Genomic DNA, 26,047 nt, shown 5'->3' on the forward strand with positions numbered 1-26,047 from the left:
ATTGTGTATTAGTTTGTTTTAAGCCCCATTTTTAAAGCCTTTTCCATCATAAAATCGTGGGCAGCATTATATTCATTAGGAATTTCACCTTCCAGTATAGCTTCTTTTATGGCTTCCTTAAGCACACCTATTTCCCTAGAGGGCTTAAGGTTAAATATTTCCATAATTTCTTCCCCGCTTATGGGTGGCTGGAAATTGCGCACATGGTCGCGCTCCTCAACTTCCACAATTTTTTGGCGTACAATTTTAAAGTTATTATGGTACTTTTTAAATTTTTGTGGATTTTTCGTGGTAATGTCAGCCTCGCATAAGGTCATTAAATCTTCAACATCTTCTCCGGCATCAAATATAAGCCTGCGCACAGCAGAATCAGTTACTATATCCTGTGCTAACACAATAGGGCGGGAGCTGAGCATAACCATTTTAGATACATATTTCATTTTATGGTTAAGGGGCATATGCAGCCTTTCAAAAAGTTTCTTAACCATTTTACCTCCCACAAATTCATGCCCGTGAAACGTCCAGCCTATTTTTTTATGGAACTTTTTTGTTGGTGCCTTACCAATATCATGTAACAATGCCGACCACCTAAGCCATACATCATCAGTATTTGGGGCAATATTATCAACCACTTCAAGGGTATGATAAAAATTATCTTTGTGGGTTTGGCCCTCTACTTCCTCAACACCCTTCAGGGCGGTAAGCTCTGGTAAAATAATTTGCAAAAGCCCCGTTTGGTGCAAAAGTTTAAATCCTGTTGATGGCTTTGGCGCCATCAATATTTTATTCAGTTCGTCAACAATTCGTTCACCGGAAATTATACTTATACGGTCTTTATTACGTCCTATTGCCTTTAACGATTCTTCCTCAATAGTAAAGTTAAGCTGTGTGGCAAAGCGTATGGCACGCATCATGCGCAGCGGGTCATCACTATAGGTTATATCCGGGTCTAAAGGCGTGCGTATAATACCTTTTTTAAGGTCGTCCATTCCGTTAAATGGATCTACCAGTTCGCCAAAATCTGCTTCATCAAGGGATAAGGCAAGGGCGTTAATGGTAAAATCACGGCGGTTTTGGTCATCTTCTAGTGTACCTGTTTCAACATGCGGCTTTCGGCTTTCCCATTGGTAGGATTCCTTACGCGCACCCACAAATTCAATATCGGTATCGTTATGGCGCAGCATGGCAGTACCGTAATTCTTAAAAACCTGAACTTTAGGCTTACCGGGCAGCAGGGAAGAAACTTTTTCTGCCAGTGCAATACCACTGCCAACGGCAACAATATCTATATCTTTTTTAAGGCCCCTGTTTAAAAGAAAATCGCGCACATAGCCGCCAATAACATAACTTTTTACATTAAGCGTTGCAGCAGCCTGGGAGGTTATTGTAAATATTTTATTATTTAATGCTTCTTTATATGAAGTTTTTGCTTTCATTAAGGTCGTATCACTTTTACCTGCAAATCGTTACCTATTTTAATAATAGTGGATGGTTTTGCGGCAATTTTATCGTGGTGCAAATTTACAATATAGTCAACTCCGTCCAAAATATGGTGGTCTATTTCTTTAAAAGAATTAGGTGTTGGCATGCCGCTTATATTAGCAGAAGTTGAAACCAGCGGTTTTTTCATGCGTTTCATGAGTTTGTAGCAAAAAGGTTCTTTCACTAAGCGTACGCCAAGTGTATTATCTGATGCAACTAAATTAGGAGCCACATTTTTAGGGTTATCCAGTATAAGCGTTGTAGGTTTATCGCTCAGCTCTATTATCTGCCAGGCAACTTCAGGTATTTCCCGGAAAACATTATGCATCATTCTGTCGCCATTCATCAGCACAATCATGCTTTTGGTTTCTTCACGTTGTTTCAGCTCATATATTTTTTTTACGGCTTCAGGGTTGGTGGCATCACAGCCTATACCCCAAACCGTGTCTGTAGGGTATAATATTATACCGCCATTTTTTATTACCTCAAATGCATTGTGCACTTCTTCGTTAATTGTATGTTCCATACTGTTTAAAACTTATTAAGTATTTCAGTAATTGTTTGTATTTCTTCCTGAGTAAGCACCGGGCTTATCGGCAGGCTCAGCACTTCATTATGCAGTTTTTCTGTAACAGGTAAAGACAGGGTGTTATACTCCCTATAAGCATCCTGCTTGTGGGGCGGAATTGGATAATGTACCTGTGTTTGTATTCCGTTATCTGTTAAGTATTGCTGTAGCCTGTCCCTTTCGGTACAGCGTATTACAAATAGGTGCCATACATGGCTTTCAGGTTTGGCGGGCCAAGCAGGTACTTTTATTTTAGGATTGATAATGTTGTTGATATAAAATTCAGCTATTTCCCTGCGCTTTTGGTTTTCGGCATCAAGATATTGTAGTTTTATATTTAAAACGGCTGCCTGTATTTCGTCCAGCCTTGAATTCAGCCCTTTGTATTTGTGCACATATTTGGTTTCCGACCCATAATTTGCCAGTGCCCTTAGTGTTTTTGCAAGCCTATCATCATCGGATGTAACCGCACCGCCATCGCCAAGGGCACCAAGATTTTTACCAGGATAAAAACTGAATGCAGCAGCATCGGCAAGGCTGCCTGTTTTCCTGCCATTCCATACGGCGCCAATAGCCTGGGCATTATCTTCTATAATTTTAAGATTATACTTTTGGGCAAGATTTTGTAACGCGTCCGAAAAAACAGCCTGCCCGTATAAATGCACTATCATAATAGCTTTTGTCCGTTGTGATATGCTTTCCTCAATTTTCGTGAGGTCAATATTAAAGGTAGTTTCATCAGGTTCGGCAAAAACAGGCTTCAGCCCGTTTTCTGTTATGGCAAGTACAGAAGCTATATAAGTATTGGCAGGCACTATAACTTCATCCCCTGGCTGCATTACACCCATTTCCATATAGGCACGCAAAATAAGCCGCAGTGCATCAAGGCCGTTGGCTGTTCCTATGGCATGCTTTACACCTATATAACCTGCAAGGTTCTGTTCAAAAAGTTTTGTTTCTTCACCCAGTAAATACCAGCCACTCCTAAAGGTTTCCAGCAGTTTCTGCTCAATTTCCTTTTGGTGCAGCATGTTTATTTTTTGCAGGTCGAGAAACTTTATCATTACAATTAATTATAAAGCAAAAATATTGAAAGTTTATATAACAGCAGTTAATAATATGCTTAGTATGCAACATTATTATTTTTGATACCTTTGCCTGCAAACGCTATTTATGAGATTAATACAGGTTACTGCATCAAGGGTTTGGCGCGGGCACGAGCAAAAGATAATTTATTTATATGAGGCTTTTCGCGATTTTGGCTATGTTGAAGACCAGTGGATTGTGTGTATAAAAGACTCCGAACTATATAATGTTGCCAAAAGCAAAAATATGCAGGTAATAGGACTGGAATATAATGGTGAATATGACCTTAAGTTTGCCAAAGCCTTAAAACAGGCAGCCGATGAAAACAGGGCTGATATTGTATTTATCCATAACAGCGAGTCGCACACAATAAGCGTCCTGTCGTCCATATTTTACGGACTTAAAATTCCTTTGGTATTGTGCCGTACTCTTATTAAAAGGGTGGATACCAACTTTCTTAGGAAGTGGAAATACAATTATAAAGAAATTAAGAAAATTATATGCGTATCAAACCCTGTAGTCGATGTACTGAAATATGCAGTTAAAGACCACAGTAAAATGTGCGTTGTGGGCAGTGTTACTGATATTCATAAATTCAAATATAAAGATGCAGGGATACTAAGGAAAGAATTTTCTATTCCTGACGATTATAAAATTATAGGCAATATAGCTGCCTTTACAGGATTTAAAGACCATGTAACCTGGGTTAATGCAGCAGCCGAACTGGTTAAGCGGGGTGTAAAGGCAAAATTTATACTGATTGGCGAAGGCGGGCTGGAGCAGCAGGTAAGACAGCAGGTAAAAGATTTAGGTATTGACAGCGAAGTAATTTTTGCGGGTTTCAGGAAGGATATACCGCAGGTTTTGCCCGAATTTGATTTATTCATGTTTACCTCCAACAATGAACCTACAGGCGGTGTACTGCTGGAAGCCTATGCCTGCCATGTGCCTATTGTGGCAGCTAATGCAGGCGGTATTCCCGAAGTGGTGGTTAATGGTGAAACAGGGCTTATGGCGCAGGTGGGCAACCCAATAGATTTTGCAGATAAGGTTCAGCAGTTACTGGGTGATGAGGGGTTACAGGATGAATTCAGGAAAAACGGATATGAATTCCTTAAAAATAACTTCACCAAAGAAGTGATTGCCAAAAAAATGTTTGACGAGCTTAATGAGGTATTGCAGGCTTCCAAAAAATAGTGTTTATGAATTTTTTTAAAAGAAAGTATTACCGCTTTTTGGTGAACTACCTTGAAAAAAGGGAAGCCGATGATGTAAAGTATCTTAAAATACTATATTACCTTAAAAATGAAAGGGAGCTTAACCTTGAGAATCCCAAGGAATTTACTGAAAAAATACAATGGCTCAAACTTTATAAATATACTGAGCAGTATAAGGAGTATGCAGATAAGTATGCCGTTAGGCAGTTGGTAGCCGAGAAAGCAGGCGATGACATACTAAATGAACTTTACGGTGTTTATAATTCAGTTGAGGAGATTGATATTGATACCCTGCCGCAGCAGTTTGTTTTAAAATGCACCCATGCATCGGGCACTAATATAATTGTAAAGGATAAAAGTAAACTGAACTGGCCAAAGGCCAAAGCCAAACTGCAACAGTGGATGCAGCTTAACCAGTATTACAAAAACCGCGAAAAGGTTTATAAAGATATAACTCCGCGTATTATTGCTGAAAAATATTTAAGTGAAGCTGACGAAGACCTGCTTATAGATTACAAGTTTTACTGCTTTAACGGAGTTCCTCATTATGTACTGGTAAAGCTCACCGAGAATGGGGATGAGAAAAAATGCTATTACACCATGGACTGGCAAAAGGTGCATCCTGAAAAAGAACCACGTAATTTCCTGAAAAGGGATATGCCTAAACCTGAAAATTTTGACGAAATGGTAAGGATTGCCAAAATACTTTCAGAAGGTTTTATTTTTATACGTGTGGATTTATATTCTTTACAGGGCAAAATTTATTTTGGCGAACTTACTTTTTTCCCTACCGGCGGTATTAAAAGGATAGCTGTAGAGTGGATGAATGAAAAGCTGGGCGATTTAATACAGCTTCCAGCCTGAGTTATTTTAAAAGCTGTTTGTACACATCATAATATTCCAAAGCGGCTTTATCCCAGCTGAAGTGTTTGGAGCGCGCTATCAGCTTTTCAACCATCACGGGTTCATTATTATAATGGTTTTCCAGGCCCTCTTTCAGCACGCCTGCCATGTACTCCGGTTCATAATTATACCAGTAGCTGGCAGCATCGCCGCCAATTTCCGGCAGGCATGTTTTATCAGAAAGGAAAACAGGTTTGCCAAAGCGCATGGCTTCAATAACCGGCAGGCCAAAACCTTCCCTTCTTGAAGGGAAAACAAAAGCTGTGCAGTGCTTGTAGTAGTACTGCTTTTCAGCCTCATTAACCTGTCCTGTAAGTGTTATACGCTCCTGTAAGCCTGAATGGTTAATAAGCTTTTTTAATTCTTCTCCCGCACCGGTATTATTTGCCCCTGAAATTACCAGGTCAAACTCCGGTAAAAACTCCATCATTTTTATAAGCTGGTTAAAATTTTTACGTGGCTGTATTACCCCTATGGTAAACAGGAAAGGGCGTTTTGGGACAAAATTTGGTGTAAAATTTTCAGCGAGGGTAATATCTGTAATAGGGTTACCATTATATATTACAAACTGCGGAACATTGGGAACATCATAAAATTTTTGCGTGGACAACTTTGTGTATTCCGAAATATATGTAATTGCGGTACTTCGGCTAAGCTTTTCCTGAAATATTTTATGCTCCGGCAGTTGCCTGTAGTTTTCAGTATCTTTAATATTAGGGTGGTCATGCACTGTAAGCAGATAAGGTACATTGCTGCCGTAGGGCTCAATTTTTGTGTTTTGGTTCAGGGCGTGCCAAAGGCTGTATTCTTTTCTTATTCTTAAGGCAGGATACCTTCTTAACGAATAATATTTTTTGTAGCTGAAGTAACTGCCAAACTGCTCTTTTAAAAAGCTGATATTTTTTGCATGCACCACAAATTCAAATTCAGGATTTTCAATTTTACTAAGGCTTTTCAGCAGGTTATAGTTAAATTGCCCAAACCCGAAATAAAGGTTTTTTACATGGTGAGCCTCTAAAAATATAGTTTTCATTAAAACAGCTTTCCTGCAATATTACGAATATTTTATGCGGCTGTAGGTATATTTGAACAAAATCGTAATTTTGCGTGATGAACCAAGTATTTGATAAGGATAACAGCCTGGACAGGGGAAAAATAAAAGAGGCAATAGCTGATTTTACCCATACAGGTGAAGTTTTGGTGAAAGGCAAAAGAAACGTGATAAAGCTTTTTACTATTAACGGGCAGGTTATAAACGTAAAATCTTTCCGCATGCCCAACCTTATTAATAAAATTGTGTACAGGTTTTTCAGGAAATCAAAAGCAAGGCGTTCATTTGAGTTTGCAAAAAGGCTGCTGGAAAATAATATAGGAACACCTAAACCTATTGCCTATTTTGAAAATTATGACGCTGTAGGCCTAACCGATAGCTATTATGTATGCGAACACCTTTATCCTGACCTAACCTACAGGGAACTGGTTGCTGACCCTGACTACCCTGAGCATGAAATAATTTTGAGGCAGTTTACACAGTTTTCGTTCAGGCTGCATGAAAAAGGCATAGAGTTTAAAGATCACTCTCCCGGTAATACACTTATAGTTAAAAGAGGGGAGGGCATATATGATTTTTACCTGGTTGACCTTAACAGGATGGAATTTCATGCCGCTATGAGTTTTGACCAGCGCATGGAAAACCTAAAAAGGCTTACGCCAAAAAAGGAAATGGTTGCCGTTATGAGCAATGAATATGCTAAATTGTATGGAAGGGCGGAAGCAGAGGTTTTTGAAAAATTATGGCAAAAAACCACAGCCTTTCAGGAAAAATTCAGGAGGAAGAAAAGGTTAAAAAGTAAATTGGGAATAGGCAAAAAGAAATAGTATGAAAGCATCGGTTATAATGAGTACCTATAATGCTGAGGAATGGCTTGCAAAAGTTATCTGGGGATTTAGCGTGCAGACAGAAAAGGATTTTGAAATTATTATTGCTGATGACGGCTCCGGGCCTAAAACTAAAGAGTTATTGGACAGGCTCCGTACACAAATAAGCATGCCGCTTGTTCATGTCTGGCAGGAGGATAATGGTTTTCAAAAATCGCAGATACTCAATAAAGCTATTATAGCTTCTAAAACCAATTACCTTATTTTTACAGACGGCGACTGTATACCCCGCAATGATTTTATTGAAACACACCTTAAATTCAGGCAGGAAGGCTATTTTCTTTCAGGGGGGTATTTTAAACTGCCCATGAATATATCTCAGGCTATTACCAAAGAGGATATTTTTGCCCAGCGGTGTTTTGATGTAAAGTGGCTTAAAGGGATGGGAATGAAATCATCTAAAACAGCCAAGCTTTCTGCTACCGGCCTGTGGGCAAAATTCCTGAATTTTATAACACCAACCAAAGCTACCTGGAACGGGCACAATGCTTCGGGCTGGAAGTCTGACCTGGTGGCGATAAATGGTTTTAACCAGGAAATGCAGTATGGCGGGCAGGACAGGGAACTTGGAGAAAGGCTTTTTAACAAAGGGCTTAAATCAAAACAGATACGCTATAGCGCAGTTTGCGTGCATTTAGACCATGCCCGGGGATATGTAAATGAAGCAACCTGGAAAAAAAATTATGCAATAAGGGCCAATACAAGAAAAAACAAGGTAATTAAAACTCCGGTTGGGATAGATTCCAATTAATTTTCTCTTATATATTTTTCAAGTGCCGGCATTATAAGTCCCGGTGTAAATTCCTGGTACAGCCGAATAGCATGTGTCTTCATCTCCTTTGGAGATTTTTCCCCATACAGTTCCGGTTTATAGTCTTTTAAATGTACCGAAACATTTGTTGTTCCGTTTTCAAAGGAATTCCACGCTTCTTTCTTAATCCATGTAGAAAAAATGGTAAAGGTGGGTATGTTTAGTGCTTTTGCCATATTTACAGCACCACCCTCATTACCAATAAGGGCACGGCAATGATATAGTACAGAAAGAAATTCCCTGATAGTACCGGGAGCAATATCCATACGTATTTTTTCGCGTGTGGTTTCATTGCAAAGGTTGTATATGGTTTCAGCATCCTTGCTTTGGGCCGGTATATAATTAAATACCAGCCAGGCATCGCTATTAGCAGCAATCCTGTCAAGCAATGCTGCCATATAGTTAAAGGGATAAGTTTTATTGTCGCCGCTTCCCAGTACGCTTATCATGTATATTTTACTGCCTGCAATACCTTTTTCTGCTAAAAGTTGCCGCCCTGACGCTATCTCCTGTGGGGTTATATATATTTTTGGTTTGCTCTCAAGCAGTACTTCGGGATGGAGTGCTTTAAGTAAAAGTAAACGGTTATCAAGCGCAAGCCCTGCATTGGTGGCAGGTGTTTTTAACTCCTTTACGGTATCTGTATAAATAAAACTTGTATAAGGTTTATAAAAGCTAATCTTTTTTTGCGCTCCAGAAAACAAAGTAATCAAATTACTTTCCAAAACGCCATAAGCATCTATAACCACGTCATACTTTTTCCTGCGTAGCTGCATCAGGAATTTAAAAAATGCCCATTTACTATCCCTCAGTTCCTGGTTAAAAAGAATAATAGAATCAATATTCGGGTTATTTTCTGCAACAGGTTTAGTAAAAGGGTAAATTAGGTAATCAACCTGGCTTACGGGGTACATCTTTTTCAGGTTATTGCAAATAATGCTGCTGGCAAGTACATCGCCTATCATTTTTTGCTGTATAACCAATATTTTTACCCCGTCTTTCAGGTAATACATTTCTTTGAGGTACACATACCTCATATAAACGTGGTAGCCAAGTATGCGCGCTATTTCAAAGCCTCTCCTGCCATTTAAAAAGCCGAGCCCTAAAATATAATATTTAAAAAAGCGGAAGGCTGGCCTTATGGTCAGGTGGTAAAAGTTGGGCTTTATACTTTTTGCGTATAATTCTTTGGCTTTTAGCCTTGAATACTGCAGCCTTTTGTTTAAAAAATCTTCAGTGCTTTTAAAGGAAAAGTGCTTTATGCCTTCCTGAAGGCTGCCTGTCCTGCCGTTTACTGAAAGTGTTTCGTGTACCAGTTTATCTGTATAACGGCATTTTGATTTCCTGAAAAGGCGTATGGTTTTGTCCTTATTAAAGTTGTTGTTTACAAAAGGCTTTCCTTTATAATAAAATATCCGTTTAACACAAAAGGCAACTTCAACAGGATTATTGTTAACCACCTGCCTTATTTCATCTATACCGTTTTGTGTAACCCTCTCATCGGCATCAAAAAAACATACCCAGTCATTACTTGCAAGGCTAAGTGTATAGTTTCGCTGCGAGGAAAAGTCATCAAACTTCCGTTGGTAAAATTTCACATGCGGAAATTCAGCCTTAATAATTCTAGGTGTTGCATCTGTGCTATAAGAGTCAACTACAATAATTTCATCAGCAAAAGCCATGTTTTGCAGATAGTCCCTTATGTTGTGCTCCTCATTGTAAACAATGGCGAGTGCAGATATTTTAGTTTGGTTTTCGCTCATTGCAAGGTGTTAAACCGCTACATCATATTCGCGTAAGGCATTGTTAAGCGAAGTTTTTAAATCGGTGGAAGGCTTGCGCTTGCCAATAATAAGCGCACACGGAACCTGGTATTCGCCTGCTGCAAATTTTTTAGTATAGCTTCCCGGTATAACAACACTGCGTGCAGGCACCACACCTTTTAGCTCAACTGGTTCGCTGCCTGTTACATCTATTATTTTTGTGGAAGCCGTTAAGCATACATTTGCACCAAGCACGGCTTCGGTTTCTACCCTTACCCCTTCAACAACTATGCAGCGTGAGCCTATAAAAGCACCATCCTCAATAATTACAGGAGCAGCCTGTAAAGGCTCAAGCACTCCGCCTATGCCCACACCACCGCTAAGGTGTACATTTTTACCTATCTGCGCGCAGCTACCTACAGTAGCCCAGGTATCAACCATGGTGCCTTCATCTACATAAGCGCCTATATTTACATAGCTGGGCATTAGTATAACACCCGAAGATATATAGGCTCCGTGCCTTGCCACAGCATTGGGTACAACGCGTATGCCCTTTTCGGCATAATTGCGTTTTAGGGGCATTTTATCATGATACTCAAAAATACCGGCTTCAAGGGTTTCCATTTTTTGTATGGGGAAATACATAACCACAGCTTTTTTTACCCATTCATTAACCTGCCAGCCATTTTGTACGGGTTCGGCTACACGCAGCTTGCCTGCATCAAGCATTTCAATAACTTCGCGAATGGCTTTTATAGTGTCCTGGCTTTGCAGTAAGGAGCGGTCGTTCCATGCCTGCTCTATAATGGTTTGTAAAGTGTTCATTGCAAATAAGTGGTTTTGGCAAAGATAGTAATATGTATATATTACGGTTATTAAAAATACATATTTATAAGCAGTTTTTAGTAACGGGAACAATTAATTACCTTTACGGTATAAGGCTTAAATTATGAAAGATAATTTTTCGGCACAGGCAAAAGGCTACTCTCAGTTCCGGCCGAGATATCCTGAAGAAATGGTAAATTATATTTTGCAATTTGTTGAGGAAAGAAACAGTGCGCTTGATGTGGCTACAGGTAACGGACAGTTGGCGGCTAAATTATCCGGCCATTTTAATAACGTTCATGCTACAGATATTAGCAGCAGCCAGCTGGATAATGCTGTTGTAAAAGATAATATTTATTATAGCCGGCAAAGTGCAGAAAACACTGATTTTGAAGACAACAGTTTCAATTTAATAACAGTGGGGCAGGCAATACACTGGTTTGATTTTGAGCAATTTTATAAAGAAATAAAACGTATAGGGAAACCGAAGAGTATTATTGCCGTTTTAGGATATGGGCTTTTTAAATCCAATCCGGGTACCGAAAAAATAATAAGCAGGTTTTACCATGATATTGTTGGCCCTTATTGGGACAATGAGCGGAGGTATATTGATGAAAATTATACCACTATTCCTTTTCCTTTTGAAGAAATATATACTGACAAGGCATTTGCCAACCATTTAATGTGGACTTTTGAGCAGCTTGAGGGTTATCTTGAAACGTGGTCGGCAGTGCAGCATTATATAAAGAAAAATGGACACAATCCGCTGCTCCTGATTAAAGATGAATTGCAGGAATCATGGGAAAATGGAGATAAACAGGTAGTTTTTCCCTTACTTTTGCGGATGGGGAAAATTAAATAACTTAAAATGAGGATACTTGCCATTGATTACGGACTTAAAAGAACCGGTATAGCTGTTACAGATGAAATGCAGCTTATAGCATCGGGTTTAACTACAGTAGCATCAGAAACAGTATTAGATTTTTTAAGCGATTATTTTAAAAAGGAAAGGGTGGGGCTTGTATTACTGGGCGAGCCTAAGCAGATGAATAATGAACCTTCGCAAAGCGCAGAGCTTATTGAAGTTTTCCTTCAAAAATTTAAAGATGCTTTTCCTGATATGCAAGTAGAAAGGGTGGATGAACGCTTTACTAGTAAAATGGCATTTCAGGCCATGATTGATATTGGCTTAAAGAAAAAGCAAAGGCAAAATAAAGCACTGATTGATGAAATTTCGGCAACAATTATGCTGCAGGATTATTTATCGCGAAAAAAAAGCTTCTGATATTTTTTATATCATTAAAAATGCCACTTCATGATTAATATCATTGCGTATTAAGATAAGTTTTAGAAAGTGTAAAGTACCTTTGTATTTTAAACTTAAATCATGTGTGCAGATATAAAAAATGAACCTGATGTAATACTCATTGGCGCGGGTATTATGAGTGCAACCCTGGGTATGTTTTTAAAAGAACTTATGCCTGAGGTTAAGATAAATATATATGAAAGGCTGGACAGGGCAGCTGCTGAAAGCTCGGATGCATGGAATAATGCCGGTACCGGGCACTCGGCTTTTTGTGAGCTGAATTACACGCCTGAACTTCCCAATGGCGAAATTGATACAGCAAAGGCTTTGAAAATTGCCAATTCTTTTGAAGAATCAAAGCAGTTTTGGACTTACCTTGTTGAAAAAGGCAGGATAACAAACCCAAAGGAGTTTGTAAACAGTATTCCGCACATGAGTTTTGTATGGGGTAAAAATAATGTTGATTACCTTAAAAAGCGTTATGATGCTTTACAGCAATTCCCCTTGTTTGAAGGTATGGAATATAGCGAAGACAAGGCTGAGATAAAACAGTGGGCACCCCTTATAATGGAAGGCAGGGAAGGTAAAGAGCCTGTTGCCGCCACACGCATGCAAATAGGCACAGACGTTAACTTTGGCGAACTTACACGCGATATGCTTGAATGGCTTACAGCACAGGAAGGCGTTAATGTTTATTTTGGGCATGAGGTTAAAAAACTACGCCGTTCAAAAGGCAGGAAAGGGCAGTGGAAACTTAAAATTAAAGACCTTGACACAGGTGATAAGCATAAAGTATATTCTAAATTTGTTTTTATAGGTGCAGGAGGCGGTTCATTGCCTTTGCTTGAAAAAGCCGATATACCCGAAGGGGAAGGCTATGGCGGCTTTCCTGTTAGCGGGCAGTGGCTCCGGTGCACCAATGAGGAAGTTATACAAAAGCACCATGCTAAAGTATATGGAAAGGCTTCTGTAGGAGCGCCGCCCATGTCGGTTCCGCACATTGATACCAGGATGATAAATGGTAAAAAGGAACTGCTTTTTGGGCCTTATGCAGGTTTCAGTACTAAATTTCTTAAACATGGCTCCTATTTTGACTTACCCTTATCTATCAAAGCTAATAATATTGGGCCTATGCTTGCCGCAGGGTACCACAACCTTTCCCTTACAAAATACCTGATTGAACAGGTAACACAGTCAAGGGAAGACAGGCTGGAAGCCCTTAAAGAATATTTACCCGATGCTAAAATGGAGGACTGGGAACTGGAAACGGCAGGGCAGCGTGTACAGGTAATTAAAAAAGACCCAAAAGAGGGGGGTAAGCTTGAGTTTGGTACTGAAGTTATTACCAGTGCCGATGGTTCGCTTGCAGCATTGCTGGGTGCATCGCCGGGAGCAAGTACTGCGGTTTCAATAATGCTGGACCTTATGGGACGTTGTTTCCCTGAAAAAATGCAGTCGGCTGAATGGCAGGAAAAATTAAGCGGCATGATACCGTCATTCGGAAAGCTTTTAAATGATAATCCCCAACTGCTTTATAAGGTAAGGCAGCACGCCGATGAGATGCTTGATTTGCATTCATTGCAGTTAGCTTAATTAATAAAAACACTTATTGCCATTCAGGTGAGCGCAGTATCTGCTCTCTCTCAATGGCAATTTTGTTTGTATATTGCAAACTTAAGTTTGTATATAATGTTTTATAACCTGCATACCCATACTGCAACACATGACAGCAATATTCTGGGAGTTGTAAACCGTTACCCAACAGAGGATGTTGATGTACCTTTTTTTTCTACCGGGATACACCCGTGGTATATTGAACAGGATAAAACTGAAAAACATCTTGCTGTAATTGAAGAACGCCTTTTAATGGATAACTGCCTTGCTATAGGCGAATGCGGGCTCGATAAACGCATTGAAATTCCATTAAGTATACAAATACCTGTTTTCGAAAAACAACTGCTATTGGCAAAAAAATATCAAAAACCTGTAATTTTGCACATTGTTGCTGCTTTTCAGGAACTGGTGGAAATAAAAAAGAGTGTAGTGCCGGGTGTACCTTTGGTAATTCACGGATTTTCTAAAAATATACAAACGGCACAGCAATTGCTGGATAATGGCTTTTACCTGTCCTTTGGTAAATATTTATTAAGGAACCCGGAATTGTCTGGTGTATTGGCAAAAGTACCGCAGGAGCGTTTTTTTCTTGAAACTGATACAATTGAAGAAGGCATACAGCAGGTTTATGAAAAAGCGGCTTTGGCACGCAATATTGATATAGAAGATTTAAAACATAGTATAAGCACAAATTTTAAAACCGTTTTTAAAAATGGCAGAATGGACTGAAAGGGCTGAACTTTTATTTAAGGAACAGGGATTGCAAAATTTAAAAAACTCCCATGTGCTCATTGTGGGCATGGGAGGCGTAGGCTCTTTTGCTGCCGAGTTTATTGCAAGGGCAGGAGTGGGGAAAATGACTATTGTAGATGGTGATGTTGTTGATATTACCAATATAAACAGGCAGTTGCCCGCTTTGCACTCTACAGTTGGCAAACCAAAAGTTGATATAGTGGGCGACAGGCTTATGGATATTAACCCGGAACTTAAACTGATAAAGCTGAAGGAGTTTCTTTCGCCGGAAAGGGCTTATGAACTGGTAACAGAAGATTATGATTATGTAATGGACTGTATTGACAGTATTACACCCAAGCTTAACCTTATTATGGCTTCAAGGCGTAAAAAGATTAAGATTATAAGCAATATGGGAGCCGGCGGTAAATATGAAGCCTCTAAAGTAAAAGTGGCTGATATCAGTAAAACGGAATACTGCCCGTTGGCAAAAACTATACGCAAGCGTTTAAGGAAGGAAGGAATATCCAAAGGGGTAAAAGTGGTTTACTCTGTTGAAGCGCCGGATGAAACCAGCTTAAAGATGACTGACGGCACCAACTTCAAAAAGTCTTTTTACGGAACCAATAGCTGGATGCCGGCACTATTTGGGCTGCATGCCGCCGAAACTGTAGTGAAATATCTTTTAAAGAAATAGCCGCTATTAGGGAGTTTCCCGGTTTTCGGGCATATTTCCGTTTTCGGATGAAGGGCGGGGGCGGTTTATAGGATAGGCAGGCGGAGCAGTTGTTTTGGCTGTACTCCCTGCTGTGTTATTAATAGATTGCCCAGCCTCATTTAAAACAGGCGCAGGCTTGCCAATGGGAATGTAAATATCGGTAACCCATTGTGATGGCTTTTTTGTTTGCTGCATGCCTGTACTGTAAACTTCAACATAGCTTCCGGAAGTATTTTCAGGCAGGTTATTTTTCCTAATATGTGCATATGCTGCGTTCCAAGCCTCTTTGAGATGAGAATAATCGCCCTTTAGGGTAGTCTTCAGCGCATTAAAGCTTTCCAGTTTGCCACCTTCAAACTCACTGCCCGGTGAGGTGAAAATTTCCTCTTTAATAGGCACACATACGGCAAACTTTGTAAAACCTTTTATAGAATCATGCTTTTTATAAAGGATAAACGGCGCGCCGTTTGTAGCAATTTTATTCTCTTTTACAAAATTGAGCAGCTTAGGGAACAGGTTAAATATCTTTCTGTTTAATCCTTCAACAGTAATAGAATCGGTATGCCCCAAATAAAAGACAGCATTTTTCTTTACCATACCCTTTACATCAATGGTATATGTGCTCAATTCATTTACCAGATAGTCATTCAGGTTGTCCAGGCTGTTCTGTAATCCTGTTTCAGTCTGGTTTTTAATATCACCATTTAAAACGGAATAAGCTTTTTCAATGAATGACAGCCTGCCTTTTACCCTTACCGTAACTTTTGTACCATTAAGAGTGTCTTTAAATTTCCAGAAAATATCTGAATCAAGCCCATTGTTATGCGCTTTTTGAATTATGGAATCATTACCTACTGTTTTTATGGTATGAAGTTTTCCTTCAGTATCTGCCGACTTCCAGGTAAGCTGTGTTTTGCCTGCATTTTCTGAAAAAGTATAAACCGTTGTTGTATCTGTTTCGGGGAATAACGCCACACTTTCCCAGTTCCTATAGTCGTTTACAAAATTATAAAGTACATTTTTTGGAGCTTTAATATACTGTTCCCTTACTATGTTATATTTGCCGTCCTGTGTGGCTATAAATACAGTTAATGCAACGGCTGCAAGCAGCAATAGCAGGAATATATACTTTACAATTTTCATGCAGGCTGGGTTTAATGGTAGCGTAAAATTATAAATATTTCCTGTAAGTTACTAAAAAATAAAAAGCCCCCTGCGGGGCTTAACTTTTATTTAGTGGTCGCAATCCAAAAAGTTTTCGGGAAAGGGCGACAGGCTCACTTTATCAACCAGTATGTATATGTCTTCTTCCCTTGTAAAAACTTCAATTTCATCACTTAACTGTAAGGGGTTTAATGTTTTCCTGTGTGTGGTAATATTATACTGCTGGAGTTTATCAGTAACATGGTAATTAAAAGAAATAACTTCATTATAATCATTCCTGAACTGTATTTTCCACCTGTACTGGTTGCCGCGTTTCTTTTCTTCTTTCAGCCTGAAGGATATTTTTGAGTAACAGCTTGTTTTCTGCCACTCTTCCCAGCCGTTTTTTGTTTGTGCCCCGGCACAAACCATACCTGAAAAAAATAAAAGTATAAATAACTTGTGCATATTATTGGGCTTTAAAAAATGTTATGTAATAATCAGGTGTAGCCTGGTATATAAGCATTGAGGTTTCTTCACCCGGTTTCAGCGTGTCAGAAATTTTAAAGTATTCCTTAGATGGCTGCCCATCTTCAGGAATTGTTATATAATCAGCCTGCTTAACCTCTTTCAGCTTATCACTAAAGGGCAGCTCTGTAACAGCATAAGTAACTTTTACCGGCTTATCGCTATCAGCTTTAAGAGTAATTTTTTTCTCATACATTACATGTTCCGGCCACTGCTTAACAGCATATTCCATTTTATAGGAAACCCCATTACCTGCCTCAATCCACTGGCCGTATTTATCTGCAATTTTTTTATCTACAACAGGAGCCGTTCCGGGACTGTTTAGTTTGCCCGGCAGTTCTTTAGGATTTTCCTGCGGCGCAAGCTGTGTGCGGCCTAAATCAAAATAATTAAGTATTTGTAGCCCGCGCTTAAACGGGATAGCTATAGTGTCTGTATCTACCACACCTTTAGGTCCATGCTTTTTAATTACAAACTTGTTAATACCTTCTTTAAGCGGAACTCGTGCATAGCTAATGGTTGCGGGCAGGGTTTGCCAGTTGCGGGTATCTGCCTTTTCGGTTAAGGCTCCGGCAGCATCTGCAGCAAATTTTATGAGTTCGCCTGCATCATTACCCAAAAGTTCTTTTCCTAATGCGCCCAAACCGGCACTTGCAGCCTTTTTAGCAGCAAAGCGCGTAACAATTTCCACTGTTTCCCTCAGCATCCTGTCCCGGAGGCATTGCCTGGCAATAGGGTAAAAATCCTGCACAAGTTCAAAATTCTCACTATAGCTGTCATTCACAAGTTCGGCACTGCTGTAGTAGCTTTCCCTTTGCCTGTATTTAGGTATGGCAATGGCATTAACGTTACCTATGTCAGTACCAAAAGGTATAGGGATAATGATTTCCTGCAATATATCGCCGTCCATATAGGAGCCGTAAAAAATACCACCCCCGCCTGATGCCGTAATTACAATCTGGTCTTTGGCGGGGCCCATGCCGTTTTCCCAAAATATGATTGCCTCGCCCTGCGGACGGTTTCCTTCGGGAATAATCATGCCAAATTCTTTTGCGTAAGCATTGTATTCCTCTTTAAATCCCATAGCCCAGGCAGTGCGCAATACATCTTTTTTTAATTGTTGGGGTATGGTGACACCAAAATACTCACCTTTATTTTTGCTGTATATTTCCTTTGCATTCCTATAGGCAATAAAGGCATTATTAATATCGCCCACCGACTCGTAAATTATGCCCTGCAGTATATGAGAAAAGGCATCTTCACTGTAACGGTTTTTATTTTCCTTATATTTTTCATTAAGCTCGTACAGTTTTATATTTATCCTTTTGGCTTCTACAAGTGCCTCATTGGGCTGGCCTAAAAGAAAGTAATTGAGTGCCTTATAATAATGTATGGTAACCTTTTCAAAATCCTCACCTTTATAAGTAGTGGCCATTGGGTTGGTTAGCTTGGCAGCTACGGCCTGCCCTGCCTTGGTTTTTATCCTGTCATCTATCATTATATAGGCCTGTTCCAGTAACTTGTTACTTTCCTCATAGTTGCCTAACAGATGTTCGGTTTTACCTTTTTCCAGTAGATACAAAAGCCTGTTCCTGTCCTTTTTCAGGAATTTATTTTTTTCTATACTGGAAACGGCTTTTTTAAAGTTGCCGTTATACAGGTCGGTTTCAATTTCAGTAGTTTTATAATTGTATGTACCGCATGACTGAAATATGACCAATAGCAATAACAGCACAACTTTGCCAATAACCGCAAAGGTGTTTGTAGTTGTTTTCATATATGGACAGGAAGGTTAGCTGTTACAGTTTTTTACCAATGTATTTCTTGATTTTTTTATCGCCTATCCAAACTTTATCATTTGTTTGTATGTTGGTAAGCTCAAGGTCAATCTGGTAATAAATTGTTTTTTCTTTTGAATATTGGTCAACTATCGAGTTAACAGTACCCTGCAGCATAAAATCGGCACCGTTTTCAAGCCCGAATTTTTTCATTGTGGATTGAGATGCATTATTTTGCTGGTCGGCACGTTCTGCCCTTATTTCTTCACGCATGCCACCGGCCTGAACAAGTTTCATCCTGCCAGAATTAATGATAGCCTTTTCTATATCTTTAGAAAAAGTTTCGGTTGCAATATGCTCGTGTGATTTATTGGTAATCATACCAACAATAATAACCGGCTTTTTACCACCGTTTTCAGCAGCATAAGTGCTATACCAGGAGTGCTCCATTAACTCGGCTGTAATTTCCTCTGCAGTAAGCCTTGAATCAGTATCGTTCCAGCGTCCGCTAAGGTCTATTACAGTGTTTTCATTCACTCGCTGTACATTGTGTGATGAGCATGCAGATAGTGTTGCTGTAGCAATAGCAAGGGCTGCAAACAGTGGTAATGTTTTTGTTTTCATGTTCGTTATTGATTAATGTTTAATTATTGATTCAAGTTAAAATTATAACTTTAATTTCACATTTACAAAGAGCATGCCAATTAACAGGAGTAACATTACTAAAAAGAAAAATACCCCTTACTAAGGGGTATTCATGCTAAACCAACTACTCAAATTAATAATATGGGATTACTAATCTGTAGCTATAAAAAAAGCAAACTACACCCTGCAAATATGAGGGACTTATAAAAACAAAAAAATACCCAATACTGAGTATTTTCATTCAAAGTATTATATGGTAACAAATTAAAAATCATATTTTTTCTCCATTGCATAGCGCAATAGCTCGCTTTTGCCTTGTAGGTTAAGCTTTCTTAATATATTTTTCCTGTGGGTATCAACTGTAGTTTTTCCTATAAAAAGCTCCTCGGCTATTTCCAAAGATGTTTTACCGAGCCCTATCAGTTTTACAATTTCCATTTCGCGTTTACTTAATGGTATATCATCACTCCCGTTTTTGGGGCTATCTGACCGTTTTATTGAAGCATCAAAATATGTTTCGCCGTTCATTACCGCCCTTATGGCCTCAAGTACAATTTTTAATGAAGCATTTTTCATTATATAACCCGATGCGCCGGCATCCACCATTTGTGCTATAGCCTCATCCTGTTCAAACATGCTGAAGGCAATAACTTTACATCCCGGATATTCGGCTGTTATATACCTTGTAGCGGTAATACCGTCCATTTTAGGCATTCGTATATCTGTAAGCACAATATCCGGTTTTTGTGTTTTTACAATTTCCAGCAGGTGTTCCCCGTCATTGGCTTCGCCCACAACTTTAATATCATTTTCATATTCAAGGAAAACCTTTATACCGTCTATAAGCGACTGGTGGTCTTCGGCTATTACTAAATTTATCATACCGGTAAATCTATTATAATGGTTGTACCCTGTCCGGGTGTTGAATCTACTGTAAAAGTTCCTTCCATTTGCTCCACTTTGCGCATAATTGTGTTTATACCCATACCATCTGCCTTACGGAGTTTTGAAACAGGGAAACCAACTCCGTTATCTTCAATAATAATATTTATATTATCATCATGGTGTGTCAACTGTACCGAAGCTTCTGTAGCCTGCGAGTGTTTTATAATATTTGTGGCAAGTTCCTGAACCATCCTAAAGATAGTAATTTCCAGTGCATTTTCCAGCCTTTCATTAAACCCAAAAGATATAAAATCCATTTTAAGCTTGCCGGGTACTGATATTTTTTCTGCCAGTTTTTTAAGTGCGGGTATTAAACCTTCATTAGCAAAAACCCCTGCATTTTTTGCGTGTGCAATGCGCCTTACCCTTTGGTAAGCCTCAGCAATTAAATCATCTGTTTTTTGGTACAGGCCCTCGTTTTCCGTAATATCGTTTTTCCTCATCCTTAAATGCTCAAAATTAAGTTTTAATGTTGCCAGCATACTGCCCAGGTTATCATGAAGGTCATTAGCTATACGCTGCCTTTCTTTTTCCTGGCCTTCCAGCATAATGTCTATACTGCTCAATTCATATTCCTTTAAAGCCTTTTCCAGTTTCTGCTGCTCTATAAGTTTTTCCTGGTGCAGTATTTTTTCCTTACGCCTGGAGTTTTTTACTAAAAGGAAGCCTATAACCACACTGGCAATAAGCAGCCCAAAAAAAGTATACAGCAATACTTTGCCTATTTTTATATTTCCTTTTAATATTTCGTTTTCAAGCTCTTTTTCCTTGGTGCGGTATTTGGTTTCTATATTGTTTAAGGCTATGTTTTGTTCGGTAACATTAATGCTGTCAGCCAGTTGTTTTACTGCCAGCAGGCTTTCATAGGCATTTTTATAATCATTTTTTGCTGCATAATTCTTATACAGCCCTTCATAGATTATTTGTTTAGATTTAAGGAAAAGGTTTGAAATTGGCAGGCTGTCTGCCGTTTTTAGTAAATCTATAGCCTTGTCATATTCTTTTTTATGGTAATAGGATGAAGCGCGGTTAAGGTAATTATGGTAAAGGTATTCCGGGTCATTACCGCTTTCGCGGATAATTGCCAAATCTTTTTCAAGATAATACAGCCCTGAATCCGGCTGGTGCAGGCTTTCATTATACAGGTTGGCAATGTTATTATAAATAGCCGACTTTATTACTTTATTATCAGTCCTGTTGATATAATTTAATGCCTTATGGTAGTATTTCAGGCTCAGGTCATAATCCTGCTCATCCAGCATAAACATAGCAAGGTTGCCGTAGCCACGCGCCAGTTTAACAGGATTGTCCAATTTTTCTACATAAGCCACATACTCTTTAATGTATTTAGAGTAATTTATTGTGTTGTTTTCCTGCGCCTGGAGCAGATAAGCTATTTTTAGGTTCAAATCCATAGCACGGTTAAGGCTGTCTGCCTCTTTAAACAATTTACGTGCTATAAGGAATTGTTGAAAGGCAAGGTCTTCATTACTGTTATTATATAAAATATTCCCTTTAAGATAACAGTACAGGGCTTTTTCTGGTTTGTTTAAAGCCGTTGTATCTATGTTGTTGAGTTTTTCCTGTGCCTCATCATAATTTTCTGCCTTTAACTCATTTTCAATAGTTAATAATTGCGGGAAATACTGGGAATAAACAGTGCCTGCCAATAGAATACAGGCAGGCACTAAAAGTTTTTTAATAATAACTGATAGCATTTATATTATATGGGCCTTAAAGTTCCTAAACCAAATTTTCTCGGAGCCAGTCCCGGCCCTTTTATACAATCAATAAAATCTTTTAAATCTGTTCCTGTAAAACTAATATCATCATGATATTGCTTAATCATATCCTCAAGGTCAAATTCATCATCATGCATAACCATTACCAATATGTCGCTATTTAGTTTTAAGTCTTCTCTTGTAGTAGGCCTGTTTATTTCTGTAATATCTGTAGAGGTACTGGAAAAATCAATATCCGTTACTTTCAGGCTTATATTTCTTAAATCAGGGTATAGCGTTAAGTTCGGATCAGGTTCAACACCACTCATACTCATTTCAATTACTAAAAAATCTGGCCCGCCAATTTTAGTAAAATTGTAAATGTTTTTAAAGTCTGGCACACATTCCGGTACATTAGGTAATACTGTATGGTATGTTGCTTTTTTACTGTATAAAGAATAGCCGCCTATTCCTGAATAGATAATTTCAAACATATTTGTTGGTTTTAATAGTTAATAATTACAAAATTGAGGAGATTAATATAAAAAAAAATCCCCATCAGTGGGGATTTTAAGAAATAAAATTTTAAGAAAGTATTAACAATTATTCTTTCAGGTATTTTTTTACAACAAAAAGCAATCCTATAAAAATAAGGAAGGCAACCAATATCCAGTAACTGCCTTTATAGTATTTTTTATGAAGTTTAAGGTCTTTACGGTAAACATATATCATTACACCAATAAATACAATAATAAAGCATAGTGCGAAAATAATCTGGCCCTGGGTAAACATGTTGAAATCTTTTTGCAAAGCTACAACATGCGCCTGTATTTTTATAATAATTTTAAACCAACCAAATTATTAATACCATGAAAAAGCAACTTGAAGCAGTAAAGGAGTTTCATTCCTCTTTTGGGCTTGGTATAAGCGAAGTGCCTAAGGCAGATTTAGGAGAAGCAATAAACCTGCTGCGCTATAACCTGATGAAAGAAGAAAATGAAGAATACCTCGAGGCTGTACAAAACAATGATATTGTAGAGATTGCAGATGCCCTGGGCGATATGCTGTATATTTTATGCGGTACTATAATTGAACATGGTCTTCAGCACAAAATAGAAGAGGTTTTTGATGAAATACAAAGAAGCAATATGAGCAAGCTTGGGCACGACGGCAAACCAATATACAGGGAGGATGGAAAAGTAATGAAAGGCCCCAACTACTTTAAGCCTGATTTTACCAAAATACTGGAATATTAAAAAAGCCGCTGTATTTACAGCGGCTTTTTTTACACCTTTACAGTCCAGCCAAAACTATCTTCAGCCAGCTTATATTGTATATTGGTAAGTTTTTCCTTAAGTTCCAAAGCTATGGAGTGTTCCTGCTCCGGCAGTTCATAATACTCGTCCTGATAGCTAAAACCTACTATAGGGTTTACAACTGCAGCCGTGCCTGCACCAAAAATTTCCTTTAATGAACCATTAGTGGCTGCTTCAATCAGTTCACTAACCAAAACAGGGCGAACCTCTACATTTATATTTTCACTCTTCGCCAGTTCAATAAGGCTTTTGCGGGTAACACCGTCCAGTATCCTTTCACTTGTTGGAGCAGTGTATAAAGTATCATTAATCCTGAAAAATACATTCATTGTACCTGCTTCCTCCAGCTTGGTGTGCGTGGCATCATCAGTCCATATAATTTGCTGGAACCCTTTTTCATTGGCCAGCCTTGTAGGGTAAAATTGTGCCGAATAATTACCGGCTGCCTTTGCAGCACCTATACCTCCATTAGCGGCACGGCTGTAGTGCTCGGCTATTATAACTTTTACAGTGCCGGAATAATAAGCTTTTGCAGGAGATAAAATAATCATAAACCTGTAGTGCATAGAAGGGGCTGCCACCACGCCTGAACCTATGGCAATCATAAACGGCCTGATGTAAAGGGAGTTGCCTTTGCCTTTTTTAACCCATGCCTTTTCAAGCTCCAACAGCTTTTTCATGCCTCCCATAAAAACTCCTTCAGGAACAGCGGGCATTGCCAGCCTGTTGGCAGACTTGTTGAATCGCTCAAAATTCTGGTCGGGCCTGAAAAGCCACACATCATCATTATCATCTTTGTAGGCTTTCATGCCTTCAAAAATGGCTTGCCCATAATGAAAAACTTTGGCGGAAGGATCTATAGGGAAAGGCTCATAAGGCTTGATAACTGGTTTTTCCCATTCCCCGTTTTTATAATCACAAACCAGCATATGGTCGGTAAAAATGTTGCCGAAGGTTAAGTTTTCAAAATCTACAGTATCAATTTTAGAAAATCCGGCACGGGTAATGGCAATATCGGTAGTATCGTTATTCATTAAGTAAGGTTAGTTAAGTTGTGTATACTGCAAATCTACAAAAAAATATATGCCTTGCCTGTTTGTTAAATATAAGTTTTTTATGTATAATGTATATGGGAATTATATAATTATCAATAAAGTATATAAAATTACGCTTTTCTGTATAAATTTGCCTGTAAATTAATCTGAAATACCTCATGAAAAAAACTTTTATAGTGGCAGCTTCGCTGTTGGTTTTAACAGCCTGCCAGAAAAATAAGGAAACAGAAGTAAAATCTGAAGAAACTATTATTGAAACTCCTACAGATACTGTAACTGTTGATACAGATACTATTGCTGCGGTTGAAACTGATGGAGTGGAAAATGCTCAGCTGGCAGGTGCTGATGAGGAAGTGAAAAACGTAAAGGAGAAAATAGAAGTAAAACAGCCTAAAGAGCTTAAAGTTGAGTATGCTGCCTTTGGCGATAAGATTATTGCACAAAATGCCCTTAGCAAAGAGGAGATGCTTAAAAAATATAAAAACCTTAAACCGGGTGACACCATTAATGTAAAATTCAAGTCAACCGTACAGGATGTTTGCCAGAAAAAAGGCTGCTGGATGAAACTTGAGCTTCCAAACGGTAAGGATTCTTTTGTAAGATTTAAGGATTATGGATTCTTCGTGCCTTTAAATGCAGCTACCCATGAGGCCGTAGTAAGCGGTAAGGCATTTATTAATGAAATTTCTGTAGCCGAACTTAAACATTATGCCAAAGATGGCGGGAAGCCTCAGGAGGAAATAGATAAAATTACTCAGCCTAAAGTAACCTACGCTTTCCAGGCAGATGGTGTTTTAATCAGCAAATAATTAATGAAGGTTTTAGTATATATATTTATTGCCTCTGCATTGTTTTTATCCTGTGGCAGTAAGAATGAAAATAATAAAGAGGAAGCCAAAACAGGGCAGGAGCAGCCGGCAAACCATGCAGACGGTGAAAGCGATGGGCTGGTAATGTATGAAATGTCAGAAATGGCAGCCCTTATGGAGCAAATGTATGTAGATAATATGAGGCTTAAGGAAAGGATAACCAATGGCGATACTATCGGTAATTTTCCTTCTCATTTTTTAAAGATACATGCCTCAGCAATGACTGATGAAAGTGAAAACGACGCTTTTTTTAAAGAACAGGCGGCAAAATTTATAAAGGCGCAGGAGTTAATTTATAAAGACTCTATAAATGCATCCAAACATTTTAATGATGCCGTATCATCATGCGTTAAGTGCCATGAGGTTAAATGCACCGGGCCAATACCGCGCATTAAAAAATTATACATAAAATAATTTGAAAAGGGAAATTATATACACGCAGGATGGCTCTGTAACAATATACCTGCCGGAAATGAAGGAAACCTATCATTCTAAATTCGGGGCAGTACAGGAAGCTTATCATGTATTTATAAAAAACGGGCTGGCCTTAACAAAAGGGCAGCCCGTTTCAATTTTGGAAATAGGATTCGGTACAGGACTTAACGCCTTTATTACTTACCTTGAAACAAAAAAAGCAGGGCAGCAGGTTTATTATGAAGGTATTGAGGCTTACCCTGTACCAATGGATGAAGTACCACTCCTGAATTATGCAGGGCAGACAGGTGCCGAAGACGAAAAAGAAGTTTTTAATTTAATGCATTATACCGACTGGGACAGAGAAACTGCAATTAGTGATAAATTTATATTAAAAAAACGCAAACTGCTGTTTCAGGATATAAAAGAGCATAATAAGTATGACCTGATTTATTTTGATGCTTTTGGCTACCACGCACAGCCCGAATTATGGGATACTGTTATTTTTAAGGCAATGCATACTGCTTTAAAAACAAACGGAATATTAGTTACTTATGCCTGCCGTACGGTAATAAAAAAAGCAATGCAGGAGGCAGGGTTAACAGTTGAAAAATTACCCGGCCCACTGGGTAAAAGGGAAATGCTGCGGGCTGTTAAGCTTTAAAATTTT

The 26,047-nt window shown here is 38.7% G+C and carries 28 protein-coding genes; 13 read left to right on the top strand and 15 right to left on the bottom strand.

The window, feature by feature from the left end:
* Window positions 1–8: 8 nt before the first annotated feature.
* Genes GSF09_RS07075 through GSF09_RS07085 form a run of 3 tightly spaced genes read right to left on the bottom strand, consistent with a single transcriptional unit; the run spans window position 9 to window position 3,114 of the window.
* Window positions 9–1,436 (bottom strand): CCA tRNA nucleotidyltransferase, encoded by a 1,428-nt coding sequence (locus GSF09_RS07075; RefSeq protein ID WP_159800250.1) that lies wholly within the window; start codon window positions 1,434–1,436, stop codon window positions 9–11.
* Window positions 1,436–2,008 carry an L-threonylcarbamoyladenylate synthase gene (locus tag GSF09_RS07080; protein WP_159800251.1) on the bottom strand — a complete coding sequence of 191 codons (573 nt, stop codon included), beginning with the start codon at window positions 2,006–2,008 and terminating at the stop codon, window positions 1,436–1,438. Before GSF09_RS07080 ends, GSF09_RS07075 begins: the two co-directional genes overlap by 1 nt.
* 5 nt (window positions 2,009–2,013) lie before the next feature.
* Complete coding sequence (locus GSF09_RS07085) at window positions 2,014–3,114, bottom strand: DegT/DnrJ/EryC1/StrS aminotransferase family protein (protein WP_159800252.1); 1,101 nt, start codon at window positions 3,112–3,114, stop codon at window positions 2,014–2,016.
* A gap of 109 nt (window positions 3,115–3,223) precedes the next feature.
* Here GSF09_RS07085 and GSF09_RS07090 point away from each other — a divergent pair, with 109 nt between their 5' ends.
* Window positions 3,224–4,333, top strand: coding sequence for a glycosyltransferase family 4 protein (locus GSF09_RS07090; RefSeq protein WP_159800253.1), 1,110 nt, complete (start codon window positions 3,224–3,226; stop codon window positions 4,331–4,333).
* A gap of 5 nt (window positions 4,334–4,338) precedes the next feature.
* The gene (locus GSF09_RS07095) at window positions 4,339–5,217 is read left to right on the top strand and encodes an ATP-grasp fold amidoligase family protein (protein ID WP_159800254.1); all 879 of its coding nucleotides are present in this window, start codon (window positions 4,339–4,341) and stop codon (window positions 5,215–5,217) included.
* A gap of 1 nt (window position 5,218) precedes the next feature.
* Here GSF09_RS07095 and GSF09_RS07100 read toward each other — a convergent pair whose 3' ends face one another.
* Entirely contained in the window at window positions 5,219–6,289 is a 1,071-nt protein-coding gene (locus tag GSF09_RS07100; RefSeq protein WP_159800255.1) for a glycosyltransferase family 1 protein, read from the bottom strand.
* A 77-nt stretch (window positions 6,290–6,366) separates the two neighbouring features.
* On the opposite strand from GSF09_RS07100, the gene GSF09_RS07105 reads away from it, so the two are divergent.
* Together GSF09_RS07105 and GSF09_RS07110 are read left to right on the top strand one after the other, a co-directional pair.
* Complete coding sequence (locus GSF09_RS07105; protein WP_159800256.1) at window positions 6,367–7,134, top strand: lipopolysaccharide kinase InaA family protein; 768 nt, start codon at window positions 6,367–6,369, stop codon at window positions 7,132–7,134.
* 1 nt (window position 7,135) lies between these two features.
* On the top strand, window positions 7,136–7,945 hold the full coding sequence (locus GSF09_RS07110) for a glycosyltransferase family 2 protein (protein WP_159800257.1): 810 nt from the start codon (window positions 7,136–7,138) through the stop codon (window positions 7,943–7,945).
* On the opposite strand, the gene GSF09_RS07115 is transcribed toward GSF09_RS07110, so the two are convergent.
* Together GSF09_RS07115 and GSF09_RS07120 are read right to left on the bottom strand one after the other, a co-directional pair.
* Window positions 7,942–9,768 carry a glycosyltransferase gene (locus GSF09_RS07115; RefSeq protein WP_159800258.1) on the bottom strand — a complete coding sequence of 609 codons (1,827 nt, stop codon included), beginning with the start codon at window positions 9,766–9,768 and terminating at the stop codon, window positions 7,942–7,944. The genes GSF09_RS07110 and GSF09_RS07115 overlap by 4 nt on opposite strands.
* Window positions 9,769–9,777: 9 nt before the next feature.
* Window positions 9,778–10,593: a 2,3,4,5-tetrahydropyridine-2,6-dicarboxylate N-succinyltransferase gene (locus GSF09_RS07120; RefSeq protein WP_159800259.1), complete on the bottom strand. Its 816-nt coding sequence runs from the start codon at window positions 10,591–10,593 to the stop codon at window positions 9,778–9,780.
* Between the two features lie 124 nt (window positions 10,594–10,717).
* On the opposite strand from GSF09_RS07120, the gene GSF09_RS07125 reads away from it, so the two are divergent.
* The 5 genes from GSF09_RS07125 to GSF09_RS07145 all read left to right on the top strand — a co-directional run bounded on the left by GSF09_RS07125 (window position 10,718) and on the right by GSF09_RS07145 (window position 14,942).
* On the top strand, window positions 10,718–11,455 hold the full coding sequence (locus GSF09_RS07125; RefSeq protein WP_159800260.1) for a class I SAM-dependent methyltransferase: 738 nt from the start codon (window positions 10,718–10,720) through the stop codon (window positions 11,453–11,455).
* Between the two features lie 6 nt (window positions 11,456–11,461).
* On the top strand, window positions 11,462–11,878 hold the full coding sequence (gene ruvX / locus GSF09_RS07130; protein WP_159800261.1) for a Holliday junction resolvase RuvX: 417 nt from the start codon (window positions 11,462–11,464) through the stop codon (window positions 11,876–11,878).
* A 102-nt stretch (window positions 11,879–11,980) separates the two neighbouring features.
* The gene (locus tag GSF09_RS07135) at window positions 11,981–13,492 is read left to right on the top strand and encodes a malate:quinone oxidoreductase (protein ID WP_159800262.1); all 1,512 of its coding nucleotides are present in this window, start codon (window positions 11,981–11,983) and stop codon (window positions 13,490–13,492) included.
* A 96-nt stretch (window positions 13,493–13,588) separates the two neighbouring features.
* The gene (locus tag GSF09_RS07140; RefSeq protein WP_159800263.1) at window positions 13,589–14,242 is read left to right on the top strand and encodes a TatD family hydrolase; all 654 of its coding nucleotides are present in this window, start codon (window positions 13,589–13,591) and stop codon (window positions 14,240–14,242) included.
* Window positions 14,226–14,942 (top strand): ThiF family adenylyltransferase, encoded by a 717-nt coding sequence (locus GSF09_RS07145; RefSeq protein WP_159800264.1) that lies wholly within the window; start codon window positions 14,226–14,228, stop codon window positions 14,940–14,942. The genes GSF09_RS07140 and GSF09_RS07145 overlap by 17 nt, the downstream gene beginning before the upstream one ends.
* 6 nt (window positions 14,943–14,948) lie before the next feature.
* Here the strand turns inward: GSF09_RS07145 and GSF09_RS07150 are convergent, their stop codons facing one another.
* From GSF09_RS07150 to GSF09_RS07185, 8 genes are all read right to left on the bottom strand, one after another.
* A complete protein-coding gene (locus tag GSF09_RS07150; protein WP_159800265.1) occupies window positions 14,949–16,106 on the bottom strand; it encodes a GyrI-like domain-containing protein in 1,158 nt (385 codons plus the stop codon).
* 90 nt (window positions 16,107–16,196) lie between these two features.
* Window positions 16,197–16,574, bottom strand: coding sequence for a hypothetical protein (locus GSF09_RS07155; protein WP_159800266.1), 378 nt, complete (start codon window positions 16,572–16,574; stop codon window positions 16,197–16,199).
* A 1-nt stretch (window position 16,575) separates the two neighbouring features.
* Window positions 16,576–18,411 (bottom strand): COG3014 family protein, encoded by a 1,836-nt coding sequence (locus GSF09_RS07160; RefSeq protein WP_159800267.1) that lies wholly within the window; start codon window positions 18,409–18,411, stop codon window positions 16,576–16,578.
* A gap of 22 nt (window positions 18,412–18,433) precedes the next feature.
* Window positions 18,434–19,036 (bottom strand): penicillin-binding protein activator LpoB, encoded by a 603-nt coding sequence (locus GSF09_RS07165; RefSeq protein ID WP_159800268.1) that lies wholly within the window; start codon window positions 19,034–19,036, stop codon window positions 18,434–18,436.
* A 285-nt stretch (window positions 19,037–19,321) separates the two neighbouring features.
* The gene (locus GSF09_RS07170) at window positions 19,322–19,939 is read right to left on the bottom strand and encodes a response regulator transcription factor (RefSeq protein WP_159800269.1); all 618 of its coding nucleotides are present in this window, start codon (window positions 19,937–19,939) and stop codon (window positions 19,322–19,324) included.
* Entirely contained in the window at window positions 19,936–21,720 is a 1,785-nt protein-coding gene (locus GSF09_RS07175; protein ID WP_159800270.1) for a sensor histidine kinase, read from the bottom strand. Before GSF09_RS07175 ends, GSF09_RS07170 begins: the two co-directional genes overlap by 4 nt.
* A 5-nt stretch (window positions 21,721–21,725) precedes the next feature.
* On the bottom strand, window positions 21,726–22,217 hold the full coding sequence (locus GSF09_RS07180) for a hypothetical protein (protein WP_159800271.1): 492 nt from the start codon (window positions 22,215–22,217) through the stop codon (window positions 21,726–21,728).
* Window positions 22,218–22,326: 109 nt separating this feature from the next.
* A complete protein-coding gene (locus GSF09_RS07185) occupies window positions 22,327–22,515 on the bottom strand; it encodes a hypothetical protein (RefSeq protein WP_159800272.1) in 189 nt (62 codons plus the stop codon).
* Window positions 22,516–22,592: 77 nt separating this feature from the next.
* On the opposite strand from GSF09_RS07185, the gene GSF09_RS07190 reads away from it, so the two are divergent.
* On the top strand, window positions 22,593–22,979 hold the full coding sequence (locus tag GSF09_RS07190) for a nucleoside triphosphate pyrophosphohydrolase family protein (protein WP_159800273.1): 387 nt from the start codon (window positions 22,593–22,595) through the stop codon (window positions 22,977–22,979).
* 29 nt (window positions 22,980–23,008) lie between these two features.
* Here GSF09_RS07190 and GSF09_RS07195 read toward each other — a convergent pair whose 3' ends face one another.
* Window positions 23,009–24,073, bottom strand: coding sequence for a branched-chain amino acid aminotransferase (locus GSF09_RS07195; protein ID WP_159800274.1), 1,065 nt, complete (start codon window positions 24,071–24,073; stop codon window positions 23,009–23,011).
* Window positions 24,074–24,252: 179 nt separating this feature from the next.
* On the opposite strand from GSF09_RS07195, the gene GSF09_RS13775 reads away from it, so the two are divergent.
* Genes GSF09_RS13775 through mnmD form a run of 3 tightly spaced genes read left to right on the top strand, consistent with a single transcriptional unit; the run spans window position 24,253 to window position 26,041 of the window.
* Window positions 24,253–24,903 carry a DUF4920 domain-containing protein gene (locus GSF09_RS13775; protein ID WP_236564857.1) on the top strand — a complete coding sequence of 217 codons (651 nt, stop codon included), beginning with the start codon at window positions 24,253–24,255 and terminating at the stop codon, window positions 24,901–24,903.
* A 3-nt stretch (window positions 24,904–24,906) separates the two neighbouring features.
* Complete coding sequence (locus GSF09_RS07205) at window positions 24,907–25,377, top strand: hypothetical protein (RefSeq protein ID WP_159800275.1); 471 nt, start codon at window positions 24,907–24,909, stop codon at window positions 25,375–25,377.
* 1 nt (window position 25,378) lies between these two features.
* Complete coding sequence (gene mnmD / locus GSF09_RS07210; RefSeq protein WP_159800276.1) at window positions 25,379–26,041, top strand: tRNA (5-methylaminomethyl-2-thiouridine)(34)-methyltransferase MnmD; 663 nt, start codon at window positions 25,379–25,381, stop codon at window positions 26,039–26,041.
* Window positions 26,042–26,047: the final 6 nt, after the last annotated feature.

The organism is Flavobacterium sp. MK4S-17, from assembly GCF_009848495.1.
In the GTDB taxonomy this organism is placed as follows: Bacteria; Bacteroidota; Bacteroidia; order Flavobacteriales; family Flavobacteriaceae; genus Flavobacterium.